The 17,904-nt window shown below is 38.4% G+C and carries 15 protein-coding genes; 10 read left to right on the top strand and 5 right to left on the bottom strand.

The features are described from left to right. Positions 1-3: 3 nt before the first annotated feature. A complete protein-coding gene (locus tag MW688_RS23435; RefSeq protein ID WP_486738428.1) occupies positions 4-210 on the top strand; it encodes a hypothetical protein in 207 nt (68 codons plus the stop codon). A gap of 21 nt (positions 211-231) precedes the next feature. On the opposite strand, the gene MW688_RS23430 is transcribed toward MW688_RS23435, so the two are convergent. Both MW688_RS23430 and MW688_RS23425 read right to left on the bottom strand, forming a co-directional pair. Continuing rightward, positions 232-1,179: a sulfotransferase family protein gene (locus MW688_RS23430; RefSeq protein ID WP_486738427.1), complete on the bottom strand. Its 948-nt coding sequence runs from the start codon at positions 1,177-1,179 to the stop codon at positions 232-234. An 88-nt stretch (positions 1,180-1,267) separates the two neighbouring features. Next, positions 1,268-3,625: a RelA/SpoT family protein gene (locus tag MW688_RS23425; RefSeq protein WP_486738426.1), complete on the bottom strand. Its 2,358-nt coding sequence runs from the start codon at positions 3,623-3,625 to the stop codon at positions 1,268-1,270. 216 nt (positions 3,626-3,841) lie between these two features. On the opposite strand from MW688_RS23425, the gene patD reads away from it, so the two are divergent. The 3 genes from patD to MW688_RS23410 all read left to right on the top strand — a co-directional run bounded on the left by patD (position 3,842) and on the right by MW688_RS23410 (position 6,520). After that, a complete protein-coding gene (gene patD, locus MW688_RS23420) occupies positions 3,842-4,225 on the top strand; it encodes a heterocyst frequency control protein PatD (protein ID WP_486738425.1) in 384 nt (127 codons plus the stop codon). After that, on the top strand, positions 4,188-5,603 hold the full coding sequence (gene dacB, locus MW688_RS23415; protein ID WP_486738424.1) for a D-alanyl-D-alanine carboxypeptidase/D-alanyl-D-alanine endopeptidase: 1,416 nt from the start codon (positions 4,188-4,190) through the stop codon (positions 5,601-5,603). The genes patD and dacB overlap by 38 nt, the downstream gene beginning before the upstream one ends. A 314-nt stretch (positions 5,604-5,917) precedes the next feature. Beyond that, positions 5,918-6,520 (top strand): superoxide dismutase, encoded by a 603-nt coding sequence (locus MW688_RS23410; RefSeq protein WP_486738423.1) that lies wholly within the window; start codon positions 5,918-5,920, stop codon positions 6,518-6,520. Positions 6,521-6,668: 148 nt separating this feature from the next. Here the strand turns inward: MW688_RS23410 and MW688_RS23405 are convergent, their stop codons facing one another. Further along, positions 6,669-7,109 (bottom strand): pentapeptide repeat-containing protein, encoded by a 441-nt coding sequence (locus MW688_RS23405; RefSeq protein WP_486738449.1) that lies wholly within the window; start codon positions 7,107-7,109, stop codon positions 6,669-6,671. 56 nt (positions 7,110-7,165) lie between these two features. Between MW688_RS23405 and MW688_RS23400 the strand changes: the two genes are divergently transcribed. Together MW688_RS23400 and MW688_RS23395 are read left to right on the top strand one after the other, a co-directional pair. Continuing rightward, positions 7,166-8,020 carry an alpha/beta fold hydrolase gene (locus MW688_RS23400; protein WP_486738422.1) on the top strand — a complete coding sequence of 285 codons (855 nt, stop codon included), beginning with the start codon at positions 7,166-7,168 and terminating at the stop codon, positions 8,018-8,020. Positions 8,021-8,026: 6 nt separating this feature from the next. Further along, entirely contained in the window at positions 8,027-9,523 is a 1,497-nt protein-coding gene (locus MW688_RS23395; protein ID WP_486738421.1) for a S10 family peptidase, read from the top strand. Positions 9,524-9,777: 254 nt separating this feature from the next. Here the strand turns inward: MW688_RS23395 and MW688_RS23390 are convergent, their stop codons facing one another. Beyond that, entirely contained in the window at positions 9,778-10,917 is a 1,140-nt protein-coding gene (locus tag MW688_RS23390; protein WP_486738420.1) for a sodium-dependent bicarbonate transport family permease, read from the bottom strand. Between the two features lie 562 nt (positions 10,918-11,479). Next, positions 11,480-11,794, bottom strand: a complete 315-nt coding sequence (locus MW688_RS23385; RefSeq protein WP_486738419.1) for a P-II family nitrogen regulator — start codon at positions 11,792-11,794, stop codon at positions 11,480-11,482. A gap of 454 nt (positions 11,795-12,248) precedes the next feature. Between MW688_RS23385 and MW688_RS23380 the strand changes: the two genes are divergently transcribed. The 4 genes from MW688_RS23380 (at position 12,249) to MW688_RS23365 (ending at position 17,070) form a co-directional block, all read left to right on the top strand. After that, the gene (locus MW688_RS23380) at positions 12,249-14,063 is read left to right on the top strand and encodes a hypothetical protein (protein WP_486738418.1); all 1,815 of its coding nucleotides are present in this window, start codon (positions 12,249-12,251) and stop codon (positions 14,061-14,063) included. Between the two features lie 445 nt (positions 14,064-14,508). Beyond that, positions 14,509-16,287, top strand: a complete 1,779-nt coding sequence (locus MW688_RS23375) for an N-acetylmuramoyl-L-alanine amidase (RefSeq protein ID WP_486738417.1) — start codon at positions 14,509-14,511, stop codon at positions 16,285-16,287. Between the two features lie 90 nt (positions 16,288-16,377). Continuing rightward, positions 16,378-16,563 (top strand): hypothetical protein, encoded by a 186-nt coding sequence (locus tag MW688_RS23370; RefSeq protein WP_486738416.1) that lies wholly within the window; start codon positions 16,378-16,380, stop codon positions 16,561-16,563. Positions 16,564-16,584: 21 nt separating this feature from the next. Continuing rightward, complete coding sequence (locus MW688_RS23365; RefSeq protein ID WP_486738415.1) at positions 16,585-17,070, top strand: PEP-CTERM sorting domain-containing protein; 486 nt, start codon at positions 16,585-16,587, stop codon at positions 17,068-17,070. Positions 17,071-17,904: the final 834 nt, after the last annotated feature.

Genomic DNA, 17,904 nt, shown 5'->3' with positions numbered 1-17,904 from the left:
CCGATGAATAGTGAAGAATTAGCTAAATATATTGAAGCTACTGATGGCATTAGTAAACCTTGGTTATTAATTCAATTAAGAATAAAAAAACTGCAAGAGAGACGGCATCAACTATCTGATAGTGAATATATGGCCAATCTTACAGCATTGCATCAAGATTTAATGAATTTGGGAGAATGGTGGCTTGGTATAGAAGATGAGGTTTTTTAAAAAATAGAATTTTACTTTATTTTATTTTTTTATGTATTCATCGTTGATTTCCTTCATTTTTAAACTAACTTTTTTTTGCCAAGTTTTGTTATTAAGCCTTTTAGTAATTGAGGAAGAAAGCAGTAACCAAAATCCATACATTTTGATATTACGATTTTTCTTATAGAACCAATCTTGAGTTTTTAGTTGGATTTTTTCTAGAGGAGATAATTCAATCAAAGGTAATCCTGAAGGTTCGTAGTTTTTCTCTGTTAAATAATTTCCGAGGCGAGATTCAATAAGCTGAATTTCACGTTCAGAAAGTTTCTTACGCCATTGATTAATTAATTTGGGATCAGGTCGAGTGTAGGTAGAGTGTTTTGTATAGTCAAACATTTTGTCAGTAAATTCAACTCCTAGAAAATTGCATATTTCCGTAAGAGTTGCTACTGAATTTTCAATTAAATCTTCATATTTAACTTCTATGTATTTTTCTGGGGTGATGGTAGTTTTAAATTTATCCCATAAAACTTCAGCTTCTATCCATTTATCTAAAGCTGTCCAAACATTACCACCCCATCCCATTTGAATAGAAGAAGGGGCAACATCTCTAGGATCGCGAATTATGTGAATAAAGCGGGCATTGGGCCATAATAAAACTAATCGGTTAAAAAATTCGTGTACTGTACCACCAACTATCTGCTTATCACCTCTTTCTTGTTCTAGAAAACTATTAACTAAATCTAGATAATCTAGAGAGTAATCAAGAGTGTGATTTTGTCGCAGAAACATCCAGTTGCTTTCTAACCAGTCTCTATATTCTTGAATATCTGGTAAAGTTCCATCATCTTGAACAAATCTAACCACATAGGTAAATTCAGAACACCAAGCTATTTGAGGATGTGAAGCAAGTATTAGCCTGAGAAGGCTTGTACCAGATCTAGGCGCACCATTTAAAAAATATGGATTTTCTACATAAAACTTACTCATCTTAGTTTTATCTCACGATTTTGTTAGTTCCTAATATTAACATAAAAATAAAAAGTACCCCTTCTTACTAGAATCTATGAGAGAAATGTTACCCTTCTATTTCGCTTATTCTACGAATATTTAAGACGTCGCTCATATTTTGGATCTGCTTGATAATATTTTCTAATTGTTGATGATTGAAAACATCAATACTTAATTTAATTAGGGCAGGTTTACCAGTGTAGGTTTTCACTCCCGCATTACAAACATTGATATTTTGATCGCTAAGACGTAGTAAGATATCTTTTAACACTCCTACGCGATCTAGTACTTCTATAGAAATATCCACTGTATAAGTAGCACCCCTACTATTATCATTGAGGGGGTTCCAGCTTACAGAAATTAGGCGATCGCCGTCTATCCCTTCTAAATTAGGACAACCTTGGCGATGGATAGCTATTCCCCTAGCGTTTCTGGTTACTATACCGCTAATTGCTTCTCCTGGTACTGGTTTACAGCATCCTGCTAGATAATGAAGCATTCCTTCTATACCGATAATTGGAGATTTATCGGTTATTTTGTTCGGTGAAACTTTTTGCTTGATTTCGTAGTTACACACTGATTCTTCCAGTGTTTTTATCTCTCCCTCTTGGTTAGTTGTTTCTCTATCTTTAATTATTTCTTGAAGACGATTTACTACTTGATTCAGGGTAACTTCACCGTAACCTAAGGCGGCGAGTAAGTCATCTACTTTTTGGTAATTGCACTTTTGAGCTACATTTTGCATAGATTCAGATTTCAACAAAGCATCTAACCCTGCTTTTCCTAATTCTTTATCTAGTAATTCTCTACCACGTGCTATGTTTTCTTCTCTGTGGGAGCGTTTATACCACTGTCTAATGCGATGACGCGCTGTTGGTGTCACCACAAAGTTTAGCCAATCGAGACTAGGATGGCTATTTTTGCTGGTGATTATTTCTACTATATCCCCATTTTCGAGACAACACTCTAATACTGACCATCTACCATTTACTTTAACTCCTTTGATATGGTTACCTATTTCTGTATGAATCCTATAGGCGAAGTCTACAGGCGTAGCATCTTTCGCTAGTACAACCACATCTCCTTGGGGTGTGAATACGTATACGTCATCTTCAAATAGATTATCTTTGAGACTATCTATGTATTCTTGAGCGTCTTTGAGATCCTGTTGCCATTCTAATAGTTGTCGCAGCCAGGTAAATTTTTCGTCCTCTGAACTCATTTGAGCTTGACTGCTGCCACTTTCTTTGTATTTCCAGTGGGCTGCTATTCCGTATTCAGCAATTTGGTGCATTTCCATCGTTCTGATTTGCACTTCTAGAGGTTTTCCATTTAATCCTACTACTGCTGTGTGTAGGGATTGATATCGGTTGGGTTTAGGCAACCCTATATAGTCTTTAAAGCGCCCTGGTATTGGTCTAAAAGTATCGTGAACTACCGCTAGAGCACGATAGCATTCATCTTTATTTTCAACGATCATTCTTAATCCGGCAATATCGTAGATTTCGTGAAATTCTTTTTGCTGCCGTTCCATTTTTTGATAAATACCGTAGAGATGTTTCGGTCTTCCTTTGATTTCTTTGATATTGATGCCGATTTTTTCTAGTTTCTCTTTGAGTATCTCACTTACTTTTTCGATTCTCGCTTCGCGATCTCCTCTTTTTTCTGATATGTGATTTTGTATCAGTTTATAGGCTTCTGGTTCTAAATATTTAAATGATATATCTTCTAGTTCCCATTTAAATCTCCCTATCCCCAAACGATTCGCTAGGGGAGCAAAAATTTCTCTTGTTTCTAGGGAGATCGCTTTTTGTTTGCTGCTACTTAAATGTTGTAGAGTTCGCATATTGTGTAAACGATCTGCCAATTTTACTACTATCACCCTAATATCTTTGGCCATCGCTAGAAACATCCGTCTAAAGTTTTCTGCTTGTCTTTCCGTTTTGCTAGAAAACTCTAGTTTTGATAGTTTGGTTACTCCTTCTACTAACCGTCTTACTTCTTCTCCAAAGCGCCCTTCTATTTCTTCTAAGGTTACATCTGTGTCTTCTACCACGTCATGTAAAAACCCAGCGGCGATCATCGCACTATCCCCCCCTAAGTCTTTCAGTAATCCTGCTACTGCCACTGGATGAATTATATATGGTTCTCCTGACTTACGTTTTTGATTTTCGTGTAGCTTGTAGGCAAACTCAAAAGCTTGACAAATCAGTTTATTTTCGTCATTATTATATTGGCCCTGATTATCTTGGCCCTGATTATCTTGGCCCTGATTATCTTGGCCCTGATTGTATTGGCCCTGATTATCTTGGCCATTATTCTTGTCTTGGTCTTTCTCTGATTGGTTAACTATTAGGCATTCTTGTAACCATTTAGGAGGGACAAAGTCATTATTGTTGGATTTATTTATTGTAGGTATATTCATAAGTTTACTAATCGATTTAGCTATTATGCAAAAATAAAGTTATATTTATTAAAGTTTAGTGATCTTCTTCTCAATCTTTAAACTTGGGGATGAGACTTTTTATTAAATCATATCCCAAATTTAGCAGCTACTTCAGCTACCTCTTTTTGATCTTGATGATAAAAAATTGCTAATAAACAGTCTATATTAAAACAATTGTAACGTAACTAGAGAGAAATGTCTGCTCAGTCATATAAAATAGTATATCAGAAATTGTACGAACTTGTAACCAAATTAAAGAAAGATTTAAGGAAAAAACAAGAGAATACTCAAGATTCCCTAGGAGAAATCGAAGCAGTATACGTACAATTACTGAAGATAAGTCCCGAAAAAATACCCAAAAGTTTAGTATCTCAGTGGCAATCATTAGTTACAGAATCTCATCGAATGTTAAGATTACTCAAAAACGATTTAATCTTTCTCAAAGCAGCAAAAAATGCAGCGACCCAAGATTCGAGGAGAAAAATAATTGAAGAAGGTTTAGAAAAACTAGAGAAGTTTGCCAAACTACTGATAGAAATAGATGAAAAGAGCGATAGTGTTAGGAAGCGTACTGATTAGCTTAGTATCAACTAGTATAGCAAAAGCAGAATCAGAAAGCATCTGTGTACAGCAGTTAGAAGAGAAAATAAATCAAATAGTGACGCGACCAGAATTTAGGCGATCGCGTTGGGGTATTCTGGTAAAAACTGAAGATAGTGAAGAGATTATCTACGAATTAGATGGAGAAAATTACTTTTTGCCCGCTTCTAGTTTAAAATTATTAACAACAGCGGCAGCCTTAGAAGAATTAGGTCCAGAATTTGAGATTAACACCCCTATATATACCATAGGGACAGCTCCTCATTTAAAAGAATTAAGAATAGAAGGAAGAGGAGATCCCACAATCACCAGCAATCTACTCAGACAATTAGCGAGAAATTTACGCAACCAAGGAATAGAGTCTATAGAAAAACTAGTGGTGGAGGATAGTTACTTTGATGATTTGGGAGTTAATCCTACTTGGGAATGGTCAGATCTTTATTTTTACTATGGCGCTGCTGCTAATAGCTTAATTTTAAATGAAAATGCGGTACTGTTGACAGTTCACCCCCAAAAACCACTAGAATTAATCAGGATTGATTGGTCAGACTATTTAGCCTTAGGACAATGGCAGATTGATAATCGAGTTATAACTGTGGAAAATAGAGAAAATGGAGGTATTAACTTTAGGGGAAGATTTGCTACTTCTTACTTAAATATACAGGGAGAATTAGCCACACAGGAAGATGAAGAAGTTTTTGGGTTAGCGATTCCTAATCCCACAGATTATTTTTTAAAATCTCTCCATCGTTTTCTTATCTTAGAGGGTATAGAAATAGAAACAACAGCAATTGTCTATGATTCAGTTACTAATGGAGAATTTGCCATAGAGTTAACTAACTTAACTTCACCACCTCTGGTAGAAATCATAACTAAGATTAATCAAGAAAGTAATAACCTCTACGCTGAAGCTTTAGGTAAAATTCTCAGGGAAGAATCTGGTCTAAGTATAAGTGAAATTTTAACAGAATTAGGAGTGACTAAAGATAGTTATCAACTAGCTGATGCTTCTGGTTTATCCCGTCACAATCTAGTTTCTCCCCAGGCTTTAGTAGAAACTCTAACTTTGATGGCTAAATCCTCTCTAGGAGAAACTTATCGACAATCTTTAGCTACTCCTGATGCTAGTCAAACAACCCTTACAGGAAGATTAGAATCAGTAGATTTACAAGGGAAAACAGGCTATCTCACAGGAGTAGCCTCTTTATCAGGATATTTACAGCCTCCCGATTATTCCCCTTTGGTTTTTAGCATTATTGTCAATCAGTCTCCCGCATCGGGTAAAGTTTTACAAGAGGCGATTGATGAGATTATTCTTTTACTTAACAGTTTACAAACTTGTCAAACTCATATTTAGGCTTTAAGATTGGACATTGGGAAATTGTCATCAACATGGAGCTTTTCAAGCTTCGCTAAGTAATATATGGGAAATTTACTATTACATAAAAAGATGGATGCAGAAAGTACCTTTTTAAGCTAAGATGTAAATGTTAAAAAATATTAACAGTGTTAGCTCTATGGTTGATTTTTCTTCAGATATCCTGAATAAATTCTCAGAAAAAATCATAATCACAACCAAATAATTAGGATAACACTTAAATTAAAAACTCAAACTAATTAGTTAGATTGAGTTAAAATTATCTTTGTAAGACTTAAGTAGGAAAAAACACTATGCCATACAAACTTCCAGAACTACCATACGAATATACGGCTTTAGCTCCCCACGTTTCTAAAGAAACTTTAGAGTTTCACCACGATAAACATCATGCAGCTTATGTAAATAAGTACAATGCTGCTGTAGAAGGCACAGAATGGGACAATAAGCCCATTGAAGAGGTAATTAAAGCGATCGCTGGTGATGATTCTAAAACTGGTGTATTTAACAATGCGGCTCAAGCTTGGAACCACACTTTTTATTGGAATTGTATGTCCCCCAATGGTGGTGGTACTCCTACTGGTGCTTTAGCCGATAAAATTAATGCTGATTTTGGTAGCTTTGATAAATTCGTAGAAGAGTTTAAACAAGCAGGTGCTACTCAATTTGGTAGTGGTTGGGCTTGGTTAGTATTAGACAACGGTACTCTAAAAGTTACTAAATCTCTTAATGCTGATAACCCTCTAACCAAAGGACAAGTACCTTTATTAACTATGGATGTATGGGAACACGCTTACTATCTTGATTATCAAAACAAGCGCCCTGATTATATTGATACTTACATCTCTAAGTTAGTTAACTGGGATTTTGTTGCTAAAAATTTAGCCGACGCTTCCTAAAATATCTTCTTAGTTAAAATTAAGCCCAACTTATACTAGTTGGGTTTTTTTATAGCCTTTTTAAGGCTGGTGAGGTACAAAGGTTATCCTTTTGAGGCTCCGAGAGTTAGGTACAACCTCATGAGTCCTTTGAAATGCTATATATTAATTAATAGCACAAAAGAGTATCTCTAGTATCTCTGCCTGTGACTGGATTAGTACCTGTAGCTATCTCACAGAGTTGTTTCTGTTCGTAGGGCAAAAGTAAAGCATCGGTGAAATCCGCTCCTTCAATTTTAATGCCTTTGATTTTAACATTGCTTAAAAAAGCACCCTCTAAAATAGCGTTTTTGAGATTGGCATTGTTTAAGCGAGCTGAGTCTAGGGTAGCATAGCTTAAGTTCGCACCTTCAAAATTAACTGCTTCTAAGTTAGCGGAAAAAAAACGTACCCCCCTCAAATCTGCATTACTAAAGTTGCTTTCTCTCAAACTAGCTAAATCAAAACTAGCATCAGTTAAATCTTGACCAGAAAAATCAGCTCCGATGAGAGTCTGTTTATTATAATCAACAGCTTGAGCTGGTAAACTAAAGAGGTTAACTGTTACCATCACAATAATGGCAAAAATTAGGCAATAACGGTAGATTTTAAACATAGGTATTCATAATGAACAGTGTTGGTTTGTATTCTAGTAATTTTATCCAAGCTAATGGTCTTAGATTCCATTATATTACCCAAGGGGAAGGAGAGTTAATTTTAATGTTGCACGGATTTCCTGAGTTTTGCTATTCTTGGCGCCATCAAATTGCAGAATTAGCTCAAAATTATCAGGTAGTTGCTCCAGATTTAAGAGGTTACAATCTCACTGATAAGCCAGAGGAATTAGATGCCTATAGTATCAAAGAATTAGTAAAAGATGTAAGAGAACTAATTTTAGCTTTAGGCTTTGAAAAATGTATTTTAGTTGGACATGATTGGGGAGGCGCAATTGCTTGGAGTTTCGCATATACCTATCCAGAGATGCTGCATAAACTAATTGTGCTTAATATACCCCATCCCGCTAAGTTTAAAACGGGTATAACTAATCCAGAACAATTGATGAAAAGTTGGTATATCTTCTTTTTTCAACTTCCTTGGTTACCAGAAACTATGATTGCTTGGGATAACTATAAATTAGTGGCTGATTTGTTTAGAAGTCAAGGCTGCTTCAGCGACACTGATATAGAAGCTTATGTTCAAGCGATCTCCCAACCTGGTGCTTTAACTGCTATGCTTAATTATTATCGTCACTTTGCTCAGTCAAATCTATTTAGTCCCAATACCTACTCATCTGTGTTGACTGTACCTACTTTAATGATTTGGGGAGAAAATGACCAAGCTTTAGGCAAAGAACTTACCTATGGTACTCAAGAGTATGTAAATGATTTTACGATTAAATATATCCCTAATTGCAGTCATTGGGTACAAAACGAACAACCACAACTAGTAAATAACTATATTCAAGAATTTTTAACTGTTTAAGATAATATGAACGATAAAGCTACAAATTCTCATTCTCCTAAACAACCTCGTCCCGGTTTTACCACTAATCATAAATTAGTTTACTCAAATAAAGTAATTAACTACACTGCCACGGCTGAATGGCAACTTCTCTACAAGGAAGAAAAGGCGATCGCCGAACTGTTTTTTGTGGCTTATATAGCTGACATTGACTCGGTGACCTCTAGACCGATTACATTTGTATTTAATGGTGGTCCAGGAGCGTCATCTGCTTATTTACATTTGGGGGCGATTGGTCCTAGGAGAGTGGCTTTTGACACTGATGGTAATCTGCCTAAACCACCAGTTAAACTAGTAGATAATCAAGAAAGCTGGTTAGAATTTACTGATTTAGTATTTATAGACCCCATTGGTACTGGTTTTAGCCGCGCTTTACCAGAAGAGGAAGAAAAGAGCGAAAAACCAAAAGAGCAAACCCCAGAAGGCAATAAGCCCTCTCCTTCGGCGCAATTTTGGGAAGTCAAACAAGATTTAAAAGCCATAGGCGAATTTATTCAAAGATTTCTCTCAAAAAAACACAGATGGCTATCGCCAGTATATATAGCGGGGGAAAGTTATGGCGGTTTTCGGGTGGCGAAATTAGCTCGTTTATTACAAGAAAGTTTTGGAGTAGGTTTATCTGGGGCGATTTTAATTTCTCCTGCCTTAGAGTTTAGTTTACTTGAAGGTACAGACTATAATTTGAGTTATTGGGCTAGTTTGGTACCTTGTTTTGCTGGTGTCGCTGTTCATCATGGCTTATCTAAATGGATGGGAGAAGCGGGAGATGTCTATAGCCGTATTAAACAAGCAGAAATTTTTAGTCGAGAGACTCTCATTCCCTTTTTAGCTAAGGGAGAAGATAATTCTGCCGCAGAAGCAGCGAAAGTATATCAAACCCTTAGTGATTTAATTGGTTTACCATTTGAAGTAATTAGTAAATATGGTGGCAGGATTGACAGGGAAGTGTTTGCCAGAAAATTACTGGAAGACAAGGGTAAAATTCTAGGTCTCTATGACGGTTCCATCACAGCCTTTGACCCTTTTCCAGACCGCAGTAACTACGAAGGGAGCGATCCTACCCTCAGTGGCTTTGAAAGAATATTTACCGCAGGAATTAATCATCATCTCCGGGTAGACCTCCAGGTTGATACGGATTTAAGTTACTATTTACTTAATTTTGATGTGTTTAAACAATGGCAATTTAAACTAGAGAGTGAGTTTAAACAGGGTTATTTAGGGGCTGTGGATGATTTACGTATAGGCATGAATCTCAATCCCCATTTACGGGTAAGAATTGACCACGGTGTTTTTGATTTAGTAACCACTTATTTTGCTTCTCAGCATTTAGTGGGTTTAATGAAGTTAGCCCCAGAAATTCGGGATAATTTGACTCTGAATAATTACAAAGGCGGTCACATGTTCTACACTTGGGATAGTAGTAGAAAAGAATGGTTTACTCATATTAAAGATTTTTATCATTGATAAAGATGAATGAATCACAGTTATATAACTCAATAGCTGATTTATATGCCGGTTCTACAGACTCAATTATGCTAAAAACAAGGTTTAAATAGATACGACTGAGACAGGGCAAGTAATGCAGCTCAAAAAATTCATCTTTCTGTCTTATTTTGCTGTTTGAGTAAATTTGAGTAGATTTTTAGAAGCGGTCTGAGTTACAGAGAGGTGAAGGCGCCGGGCATGGGAAGCTCCGGCAGACTTCGACCAGTATGGAATCAGTTGCCCATAAGCGCCTGAGCAAGCCCGAGGTAGAGAGGTATTCCCAAGGCGATCGCCACTGGGGTACCAACTGCGGTGGAGGAGCCGATGTAGGCGGAGGGATTGGCTGAAGGGATACCAGCGCGTAAAGTGGGGGGGCCTGAGATGTCGGAGCTGGAGCTGGCGATGACGGCGAGGAGAACGACTCCGCCAAGGCTGAATCCGGTGAGATAGTGGGCAATCATGCCGAAACCGAAGGCTATAAACCCATGAACCAGGGGCGCAACTAGGCCGTATATGGCGTACCACTGGGCTACCTTGCGCAGCTCGTTAATTCTTGCTGTGGCCTCCATACCCATTACTAACATCAGTATCGAAAGTAGGCCGCGGAAGGGGGGCTCATAGAAGCCTTCATAAACACTTTCTGGCCGGGTTAACAGACCTAGAGCAAGGCCGAGGAGTAGTGCTGATAGGGCAGAGCCTTGGAGGCTTTCCTTAACGATGGGCCAGATCTTAACCTTCTGGCTTGGAGTAACTTGCTCATCTTTGGGATAACCACTGGCGATAATGCGTTGTTTACTGGAATGCCCACCTGCGGTAACCTCCTTCTTGCTAGGATACCCCCCTGCGGTAACGGGCTCCTCGCTGGTATACAAGCCTGCGGCCAACTTCTGCTTGCTGGTATAAACACTGGCTAAAACAATCGCCGTCACCAGGGCGGGAATGTCCATGAAGGGATAGAGTGCTGCGGACCAGGCTTCGTATGGCATATTTGCTTCTTCCAGTACCGTTATACCGGCGGCGAGGGTAGAGCCACTTACGGCACCGAATAAGCCTGCTGTCGCTAGGGCATCTACAGTTTTAACCTTCGGCAGCTTGCCCAACGTGTATTGCCCTAGAAATACAACAATTATTCCGATTAAGACGGCGAAAACTGCGGGCAATAGCATCTCTGTCAGATTAGACTCGCGGATTGCAATGCCCCCCTTGAGGCCAACTTTGATGAGCAACATAAAGACGATGAACTTATATATCGAATCTGGAACTTGCAGTCGGCTATTAACTGCGGCAGCTATTCCACCACCAATTAGAAAGCCGAGTGTCGGTGACTGCAACTGCGCTAGGAAGCGCGTAAAAAAATCTGATAAGAATTCCATAAATAAAATACCTCCTTGTGTCTCCTCTTATTAGGAGTGATTATTTTGATAAATGAGCTTTTAAAGTTAAGGGTGAAGGGCTTCACCCTTACAAGATATTTGTTCCATGAGAACCTGTCGAAATGGTTTTCAGTTCTGGTCGCTCTTAGAACTCGGTGAAAAGGGGATAGTTATACTGCACCACTTTCCATAGAGCTTTACCTATCAAAACCAAAATCTTCATATATTTAAGTCTATACTAAAATGGACAGATTTTCTAGTTCCTTAATAGGAATTTGAAACGCAATCTCAAATTCAAATCATAAGTTTATCTTATGTTTGTTTGACGATTCCCTCCTCCATGTCCTTTATCTCAATCAGGAGCTCGGGGATAACCCCATAAGCGCGGGTGCAATAAACTTACTCAAAATTGCCAGCGAAAGCGGAGAGCGCCTTAGAGGCTGTTTTTTGGTCAATAATCTTGAGTTATTGGGAGGCGCTCTCCGCCACTTCATAAGTTATTTGTGACCCCAAACCATTAACTGGTAAAGGCTGGCAATTTTGAGCAGGTTTTCTCTCGCGGTCAGAATATGTGGGCGTGTAGTACTTCTGCCTGACAAATATAGGCGATGCCTGAATAATCGTCGAAAAACTGCGATGCCACCTCATCCGCAATCTTCAGAGCTATATCCCGATTGGGAGTGAGCACCTCAATCTTGACATTTGAGTAGGTGTCGGAAACTGTGGGTTGTCCTGACGATCGCAAATTGCGACTGCCTTTACCCCCGGCGGCTACCACCGTATAACCGGTAGCCCCGGCTTTGTCGATAATTTTGGCGATCTTTTTTAATAGCAAATTTTCTGTGACGATAACTAGCTTGTTGGCTTGCTGGGTCATTTGGGTTACCTCCTAAAGTTTTCTGGTTTGACAATTCAAGACAAGAATCTATGGTTTTATCTTTAACCATATACTTTAGTTTATGCTAAAGAGTGGCAAATCCACTACCTTCTGTTGAGAAAGATTGTCTCAGATTATCCAAAGCATTCTATAAAAAATACTTATCATATCAAGTTCGGGTGAATACTTACCATAAAAATGAGGTGAGGCAGGAGGCACCGAGGCAGGAGGCAAGAGAGGGTTTACGTTATAGAGGTTAAGGGAAGCGAAAACTTTATTTTTTACTATAGACGTACTTACAATGGTCACCTGAATTCCGAATTCAGGTGACCTCAGGTGTTTTAGTACATAAGTTCTAGTAAAAGAGCTGAGTTTATGGTATAAACTGATTAAAGTTCTATTTCCTTGATAATCAGTAATAAGTAGTTAATAATAAGTAATAATTTAATTATCTATGAGCAAAAAAATTAATTTAATTAGTAAAACTTTTCAAAAGTTCATTTTAGGATTTAGTTTAGTTATTTTAATCACCAATTACCAATTAGTATGGGCTAACAATCTTGATGATTCCAATCAAACTAATGAGTTAAAAAATATTGATAATCCTATTGTTTGTCTTTCCACTTCTGGAAATGGTTATAATTGGTCAAGTATCTTTACCTGGGCATCAGAAATACTCAGAAATGCTGCTTTAGAATCACCCACATCTGCATATTTTAATGTGGCTTGTGTTTCAGGAGCTAGTTCAGGTAGCGCTTTTGTTGCTGCTTATGGTTCATTATTACAAAATAAACAACTTTTTCCCAGAACTGATTTTAGCCCCCAATCTGCCACCCAAGCAGAAGTATTAATTCTCGCTGACTCATTACTATATATGGCTCTAGCTACGGATTTCAACCGAGAAGAAACAAGATTTTATATAACATTGGATGGTGATTCAAATCCCAATCCTCCCTGGTGGAGCTCCCAATTTAGCCATGAAAGAATTATGCTAGATTTTGGCACAAGAGTAATGTTAGCTCAAAATATTACCCTTGATGATGTAGCAGAAGTTAAGCGGTTAAATCAATTTATGAATTATCACTCTCTAGAAGAATTGAGAGAAGTAGCCAATAATCGAGAAATTCGTAATCAATATCGTCAAGTTACTTTTGATATTTGGGAACAATCTCAAGCAATCCTCAGAGAATTATATCAAAATGCTAACTTTTCTCGCAATCAAAGAGGGGCTGATTTAGAGGATTTTCGCACCAACCCAGAACATCCTGTACGTCAAGCCTTAGCTAAAAAACCACCTACGGGAATTATATCTTTAACTTATGGAGAATTAGCCGATGCTAAATCCATAGTTGATTATCGAAATCAACGTCAACAACCTCCTCAATATACTGATTTAGTGCCTTTTGTGTTTGTTAACCAAGAAACAGCAGAAATAATTATTAATTCCTCTTTTTATCAACAGTTAGTTAAGGGAAAAGATCCTTATATGGATAAATACGTGATTGCCGTAGTTGATAATTATTTAACTATGTTAAATTATGGCCTGCGGGAACCGGATTTAAGTCCAGTATTAGTTGAGAAATTGTCTCCGTTTGTGCCGGAAATTTCTGGTAATTTTAACACTGGTGTTAATCGATTTTATCAACCAATCGCTGAACAAAACTGGCAAGCTGAACCACAATTTGAACTAATGAGACCCACGAGAATGATTCAAAGAGGTGATGATTTTTATAGTGCTTATCTAGGAGTTGCAGGAGGTTGGGTAGATAGTAATATTGGAGGTGCTGCTACCCTAGTTCTTGGTTCTGGTTATGCTGCTAAATTAGATAACTCATTTATTTATTTTTCCACCTTTTCTAGAAGAGATCAAGCGTCTGTGTTTACGGAAACTGTATTAAATAGATATTTTGCTCTTGAAAATCCAGAAACAGCGATTGAGGCGATAGAAAAACATCGAGCACATTTAGCAACTTTAATTAAATTGTACGCTGATTCTTCTGTTGAGCATGAAATTGTTTGGCAACCTATATTTGTTGATTGGACAGTCAGGTTTTTTGCAGAAAATAAATCATTAGTTCAAGGAGTTATTGGTTTGCTAGATAGAGTCTTAAATATGGGTTTTAATACTATACCTGTAGCAACGAGTAGACAATCTAACTACCTTCTGGCAAGAACTATGAATGTTGTACGTAAAACCCTAGGAGATGATGTGGTTAAAGAGAGAGGTTTTATTTTTGACCGCGCTTTTGAAGATACGATTTATCAATAACTAATATCAAGTTCGGGTGAATACTTACGATAAAAATGAGGTGAGACAGGAGGCAAGAGAGGCACCGAGGCAGAAAGAAAAGAAGAAGGTATGAAGGTAGAACTTGATCATAACTAATTAAACGCACATGATATAACTTTTATTTTTGGCACAAATGAAAAGACATTTTATTAACAAAACCTTTCAATCATTGTTGCCTTTTGCCTCTTGTCTTTTGCCGAGGGTGCAACAATACTGCTCGGTTAAGCCTAAATCCCCTGTTGAGACTGCAAGGGAGCGGGGAGCAGGGGGCAGGGGAGAAAGCCGAAAATCCCTCTCCCAGCTCCGGTCTCCCTGCTCCTCTGCTTGCCTCAAAGAAAAGTCATCCGTGCCCCGGATTTTAAATCCGGGGCTTGCGGATGACCGCCTGACGCGGTCAAAATCCAAACCTACGCAGTATTGGAGGGTGCAAGGCTATAAATTCTTTTTAGCAACTTTAATTTTAACTACTGGCTATTCTACTATTAGTTATGCTTCTACTTCTCTTTATTTAGCTTATCCCCCAGCTAAACATACTACTACTGCTGCTTCTATATTCTTTATCGGCACTGCCCCCATACCAGGAGAAGTATTAATCAATGACCAGGTAATTGAGAGAAGCGAAGCGGGACATTTTGCCCCTAGTTTACCCCTGAAGATGGGAGAAAATAAGTTCACACTCCGTTATCAAGACCAAGTTATCGAAAGAGTTATTACACGGGTATCTACTCAACCAGAATTAACCTCAGATGATGATTTTGCTCCCGATTCTTTCACCCCAAGAGAAGATATTACTAGGCTACAGCAAGAATTGGTCTGTTTTGGGGCTGTAGCACCTAGTGAAGCTCAAGTAACTGTGAAAATAGCAAATCAAACTATTTCTCTGTTTCCTCAGGAGAATTGGCAACAACTTCCTCCCAATACCGCTATTTATACCCCCAACGCCACAACTTCTCAAGCAACAATTAATTATTATCAAGGTTGTACTAGTTTCACTCAAACGGGTTTTCTTGGTAATCCTCGATTTAAACTAGATTTAGGCGATCGCCGACCTGTAGTTACTGAAAGTGATGCTACTGTGACTATTATCCCTCCTGATAATTTAGATGTGGTAGCAGTTACTAGTAATCAGGGTGTAGCTCGTACTGGACCTAGTACCACCTATTCTCGTCTTACCCCCTTACCTGAAGGCACGAGGGCCGCAGTAACTGGTAAGCAGGGAGAATGGTTACGCCTAGATTATGGCGCCTGGATTAAGGCGGAGGAGACTCAACTCATTCCTGGTCAAATCCCCCCCCAAACCTTTATTAGTTTTGTCAATACTAGGGCAGGTTATCATCAAACTGAAGTTATTTTTCCTCTACAGGTACCCGTACCAGTTAAAATTAGACAAACCGATACTACTTTAACTCTCACTCTCTACAACGCCATCGCCCAAACTGACACGATTCGCTTTGATGATCATCCCTGGCTAAAACGTCTCGATTGGCAACAAGTTACCCCCACTCAAGTAGAATATACTATTCATTTTAAATCTCCACAACAATGGGGTTATGACTTGGGCTATGATCATCGTAATTTAATTCTAACTATCCAACACCCTCCCGCCATTAGCCCTAGAAGTCTTTTCCCCCTACAGGATATTACTATTCTCTTAGATCCCGGTCATGGCGGTAGTGAATTAGGCGCTAGAGGTCCTACAGGTTATCCCGAAAAAGATATTAACCTGATTATTTCCCAATTATTAGCTAAAGAATTAGAACAACTCGGCGCTAAGGTGGTTTTAACTAGAGAAACTGATGTTTATATGTCTCTAGAGGAGAGAGTAGAAATGATTGCTGAAGTTCAACCGGCGATCGCTCTTTCTATTCACTATAATGCTTTACCTGATGCTGGCGATGCCATTAATACTTCTGGTATTAGTACTTTTTGGTATCATCCTCAAGCCCATGATTTAGCTGTATTTCTTCATAACCATTTAGTTGAAGATTTAAATCGTCCTAGTTATGGGGTCTACTGGAATAATTTAGCTTTAACTCGCCCTCACTATGCCCCTACAGTTTTACTAGAGTTAGGATTTATGATTAATCCTACTGAATTTGAGTGGATTGTAGATCCTCAATCTCAACAGGAATTAAGTGAGAGTTTAGCTGATGGAATACTCTTATGGTTTGAGAAATTCTCAAGTCTCAGGGAATTTCGATAAATATGTGTTAACGTCTAGATAAAAATAGATAATAGCTAATTATTAGCATTGAAAATTATCTATACCGATAAATTAAATTAGAGATTATTTATGAATTCCCAAAAAATGCTAGTCAAATCAACTCTAGCCACCTTAGTATTAGCCTCTGTACCTGTAGTTAACTCTCTACCAGCTCACAGTGCTACAATGTTTACTTCTGTACTAAATAGTGCTCAAGAAGTATCCCCCGCAGGAGTAACTAATTCTCCTATAACCGGAAGCGCTCAATTAGAGTAAAATGGTTCTTTTTTAGAATTTGTGGTTAATATTGGTCCAGGCTTTGATTTTAGCGCCTTTGAAGCAGGAACTCCTGCTGACCAGATTCCCCCCGATAGTAGTGACAATTTAGTCACTCTTTTTCACATACACAATGGGGCACGCGGTGTCAATGGTCCAGTAGTTTTTGGGATTTATAATCCTGACCATGACTTTGATAATGATGTAAATATTGTAGTTAATCAGGATGGTTCGGCTACAATCACAGGAAGTTGGGGACCAGATGATGGAGCACCTGGAGATGGTAATCCTACCACTGGCGATTTAGATAACTTTATTCCTAGCTTGTTGGCAGCAAATCCTGGAGAAGATGTAGATTTATATTTTAACTTGCATACAGTAGGAGATCCGGCGGGAGCTATACGGGGACAACTACAGGCAGTTCCAGAACCTTTAACTATCCTGGGAAAAGGGTTTGCTTTAGCTTCAATGGGTGCTATGAGAAAACTTCGTCGCCAGAAAGTATAGCAAGCTCGCAAATAGATGTTTACAGTTATCATCAAAAGCCCCCGAGAGAAAACCTGCTCAAAATTGCCAGTATGAGTAGGGTGTGTTAGGGCTTCGCCCGTAACGCACCTAGATGAGTAATGAGTTTTGAAGTAATGAGTAATGAGTTTTGAAGTAAGAAGGTAGTAGCCTGTAGGTTGGGTTGAGGGATTAGATCCCCCCTAACCCCCCTTACCAAGGGGGGAACCAGGCGATCGCACTCCCGGTAGATTGGGTTGACTCAGATCTTGCATCTTTATCAAAAGTTACTGGTTGTGGTTGAGTAATGAGTTTTGAAGTAATGAGTAATGAGTAAGAGAATTGATGTTAAACCTCTAGGATACAAAGATTATAGAGAATTAACCATAAAGAACATTTTTCCTTAAAAATTAGTACATAAGTTCTGGTGGAAGATATGAGTTGAGGAATTAGATCCCCCCTAACCCCCCTTACCAAGCTATGCTTTATAAACATCTTTCTTAACATAAAACTTGACAAAAACACCAACTTGTGGGTAAGTGCTTTGTTAGATTCTGTTTAAGAAAATAATGTATAGTAATATACATTTTATCCAAAACTTAAGTAATTTTACTTAAAACCCCTCTCCCTGCTCCCGTGCTCCGGTGCTCCGGTGCTCCCTGCTATACAAGGGTTTGGTGAGTTGCTTATAAGGGATAGCTTACCAAGGGGGGAACCAGGCGATCGCACTCCCGGTAGATTGGGTTGAGGAATTAGATCCCCCCTAACCCCCCTTACCAAGGGGGGAACCAGGCGATCGCACTCCTTGTAGATTGGGTTGAGGAATTAGAATAGTAG

It is taken from the genome of Johannesbaptistia floridana, from assembly GCF_057440575.1.
The sequence above is the reverse complement of the archived record's forward strand: the minus strand, read 5'-3'. Positions and strand labels throughout refer to the sequence as shown.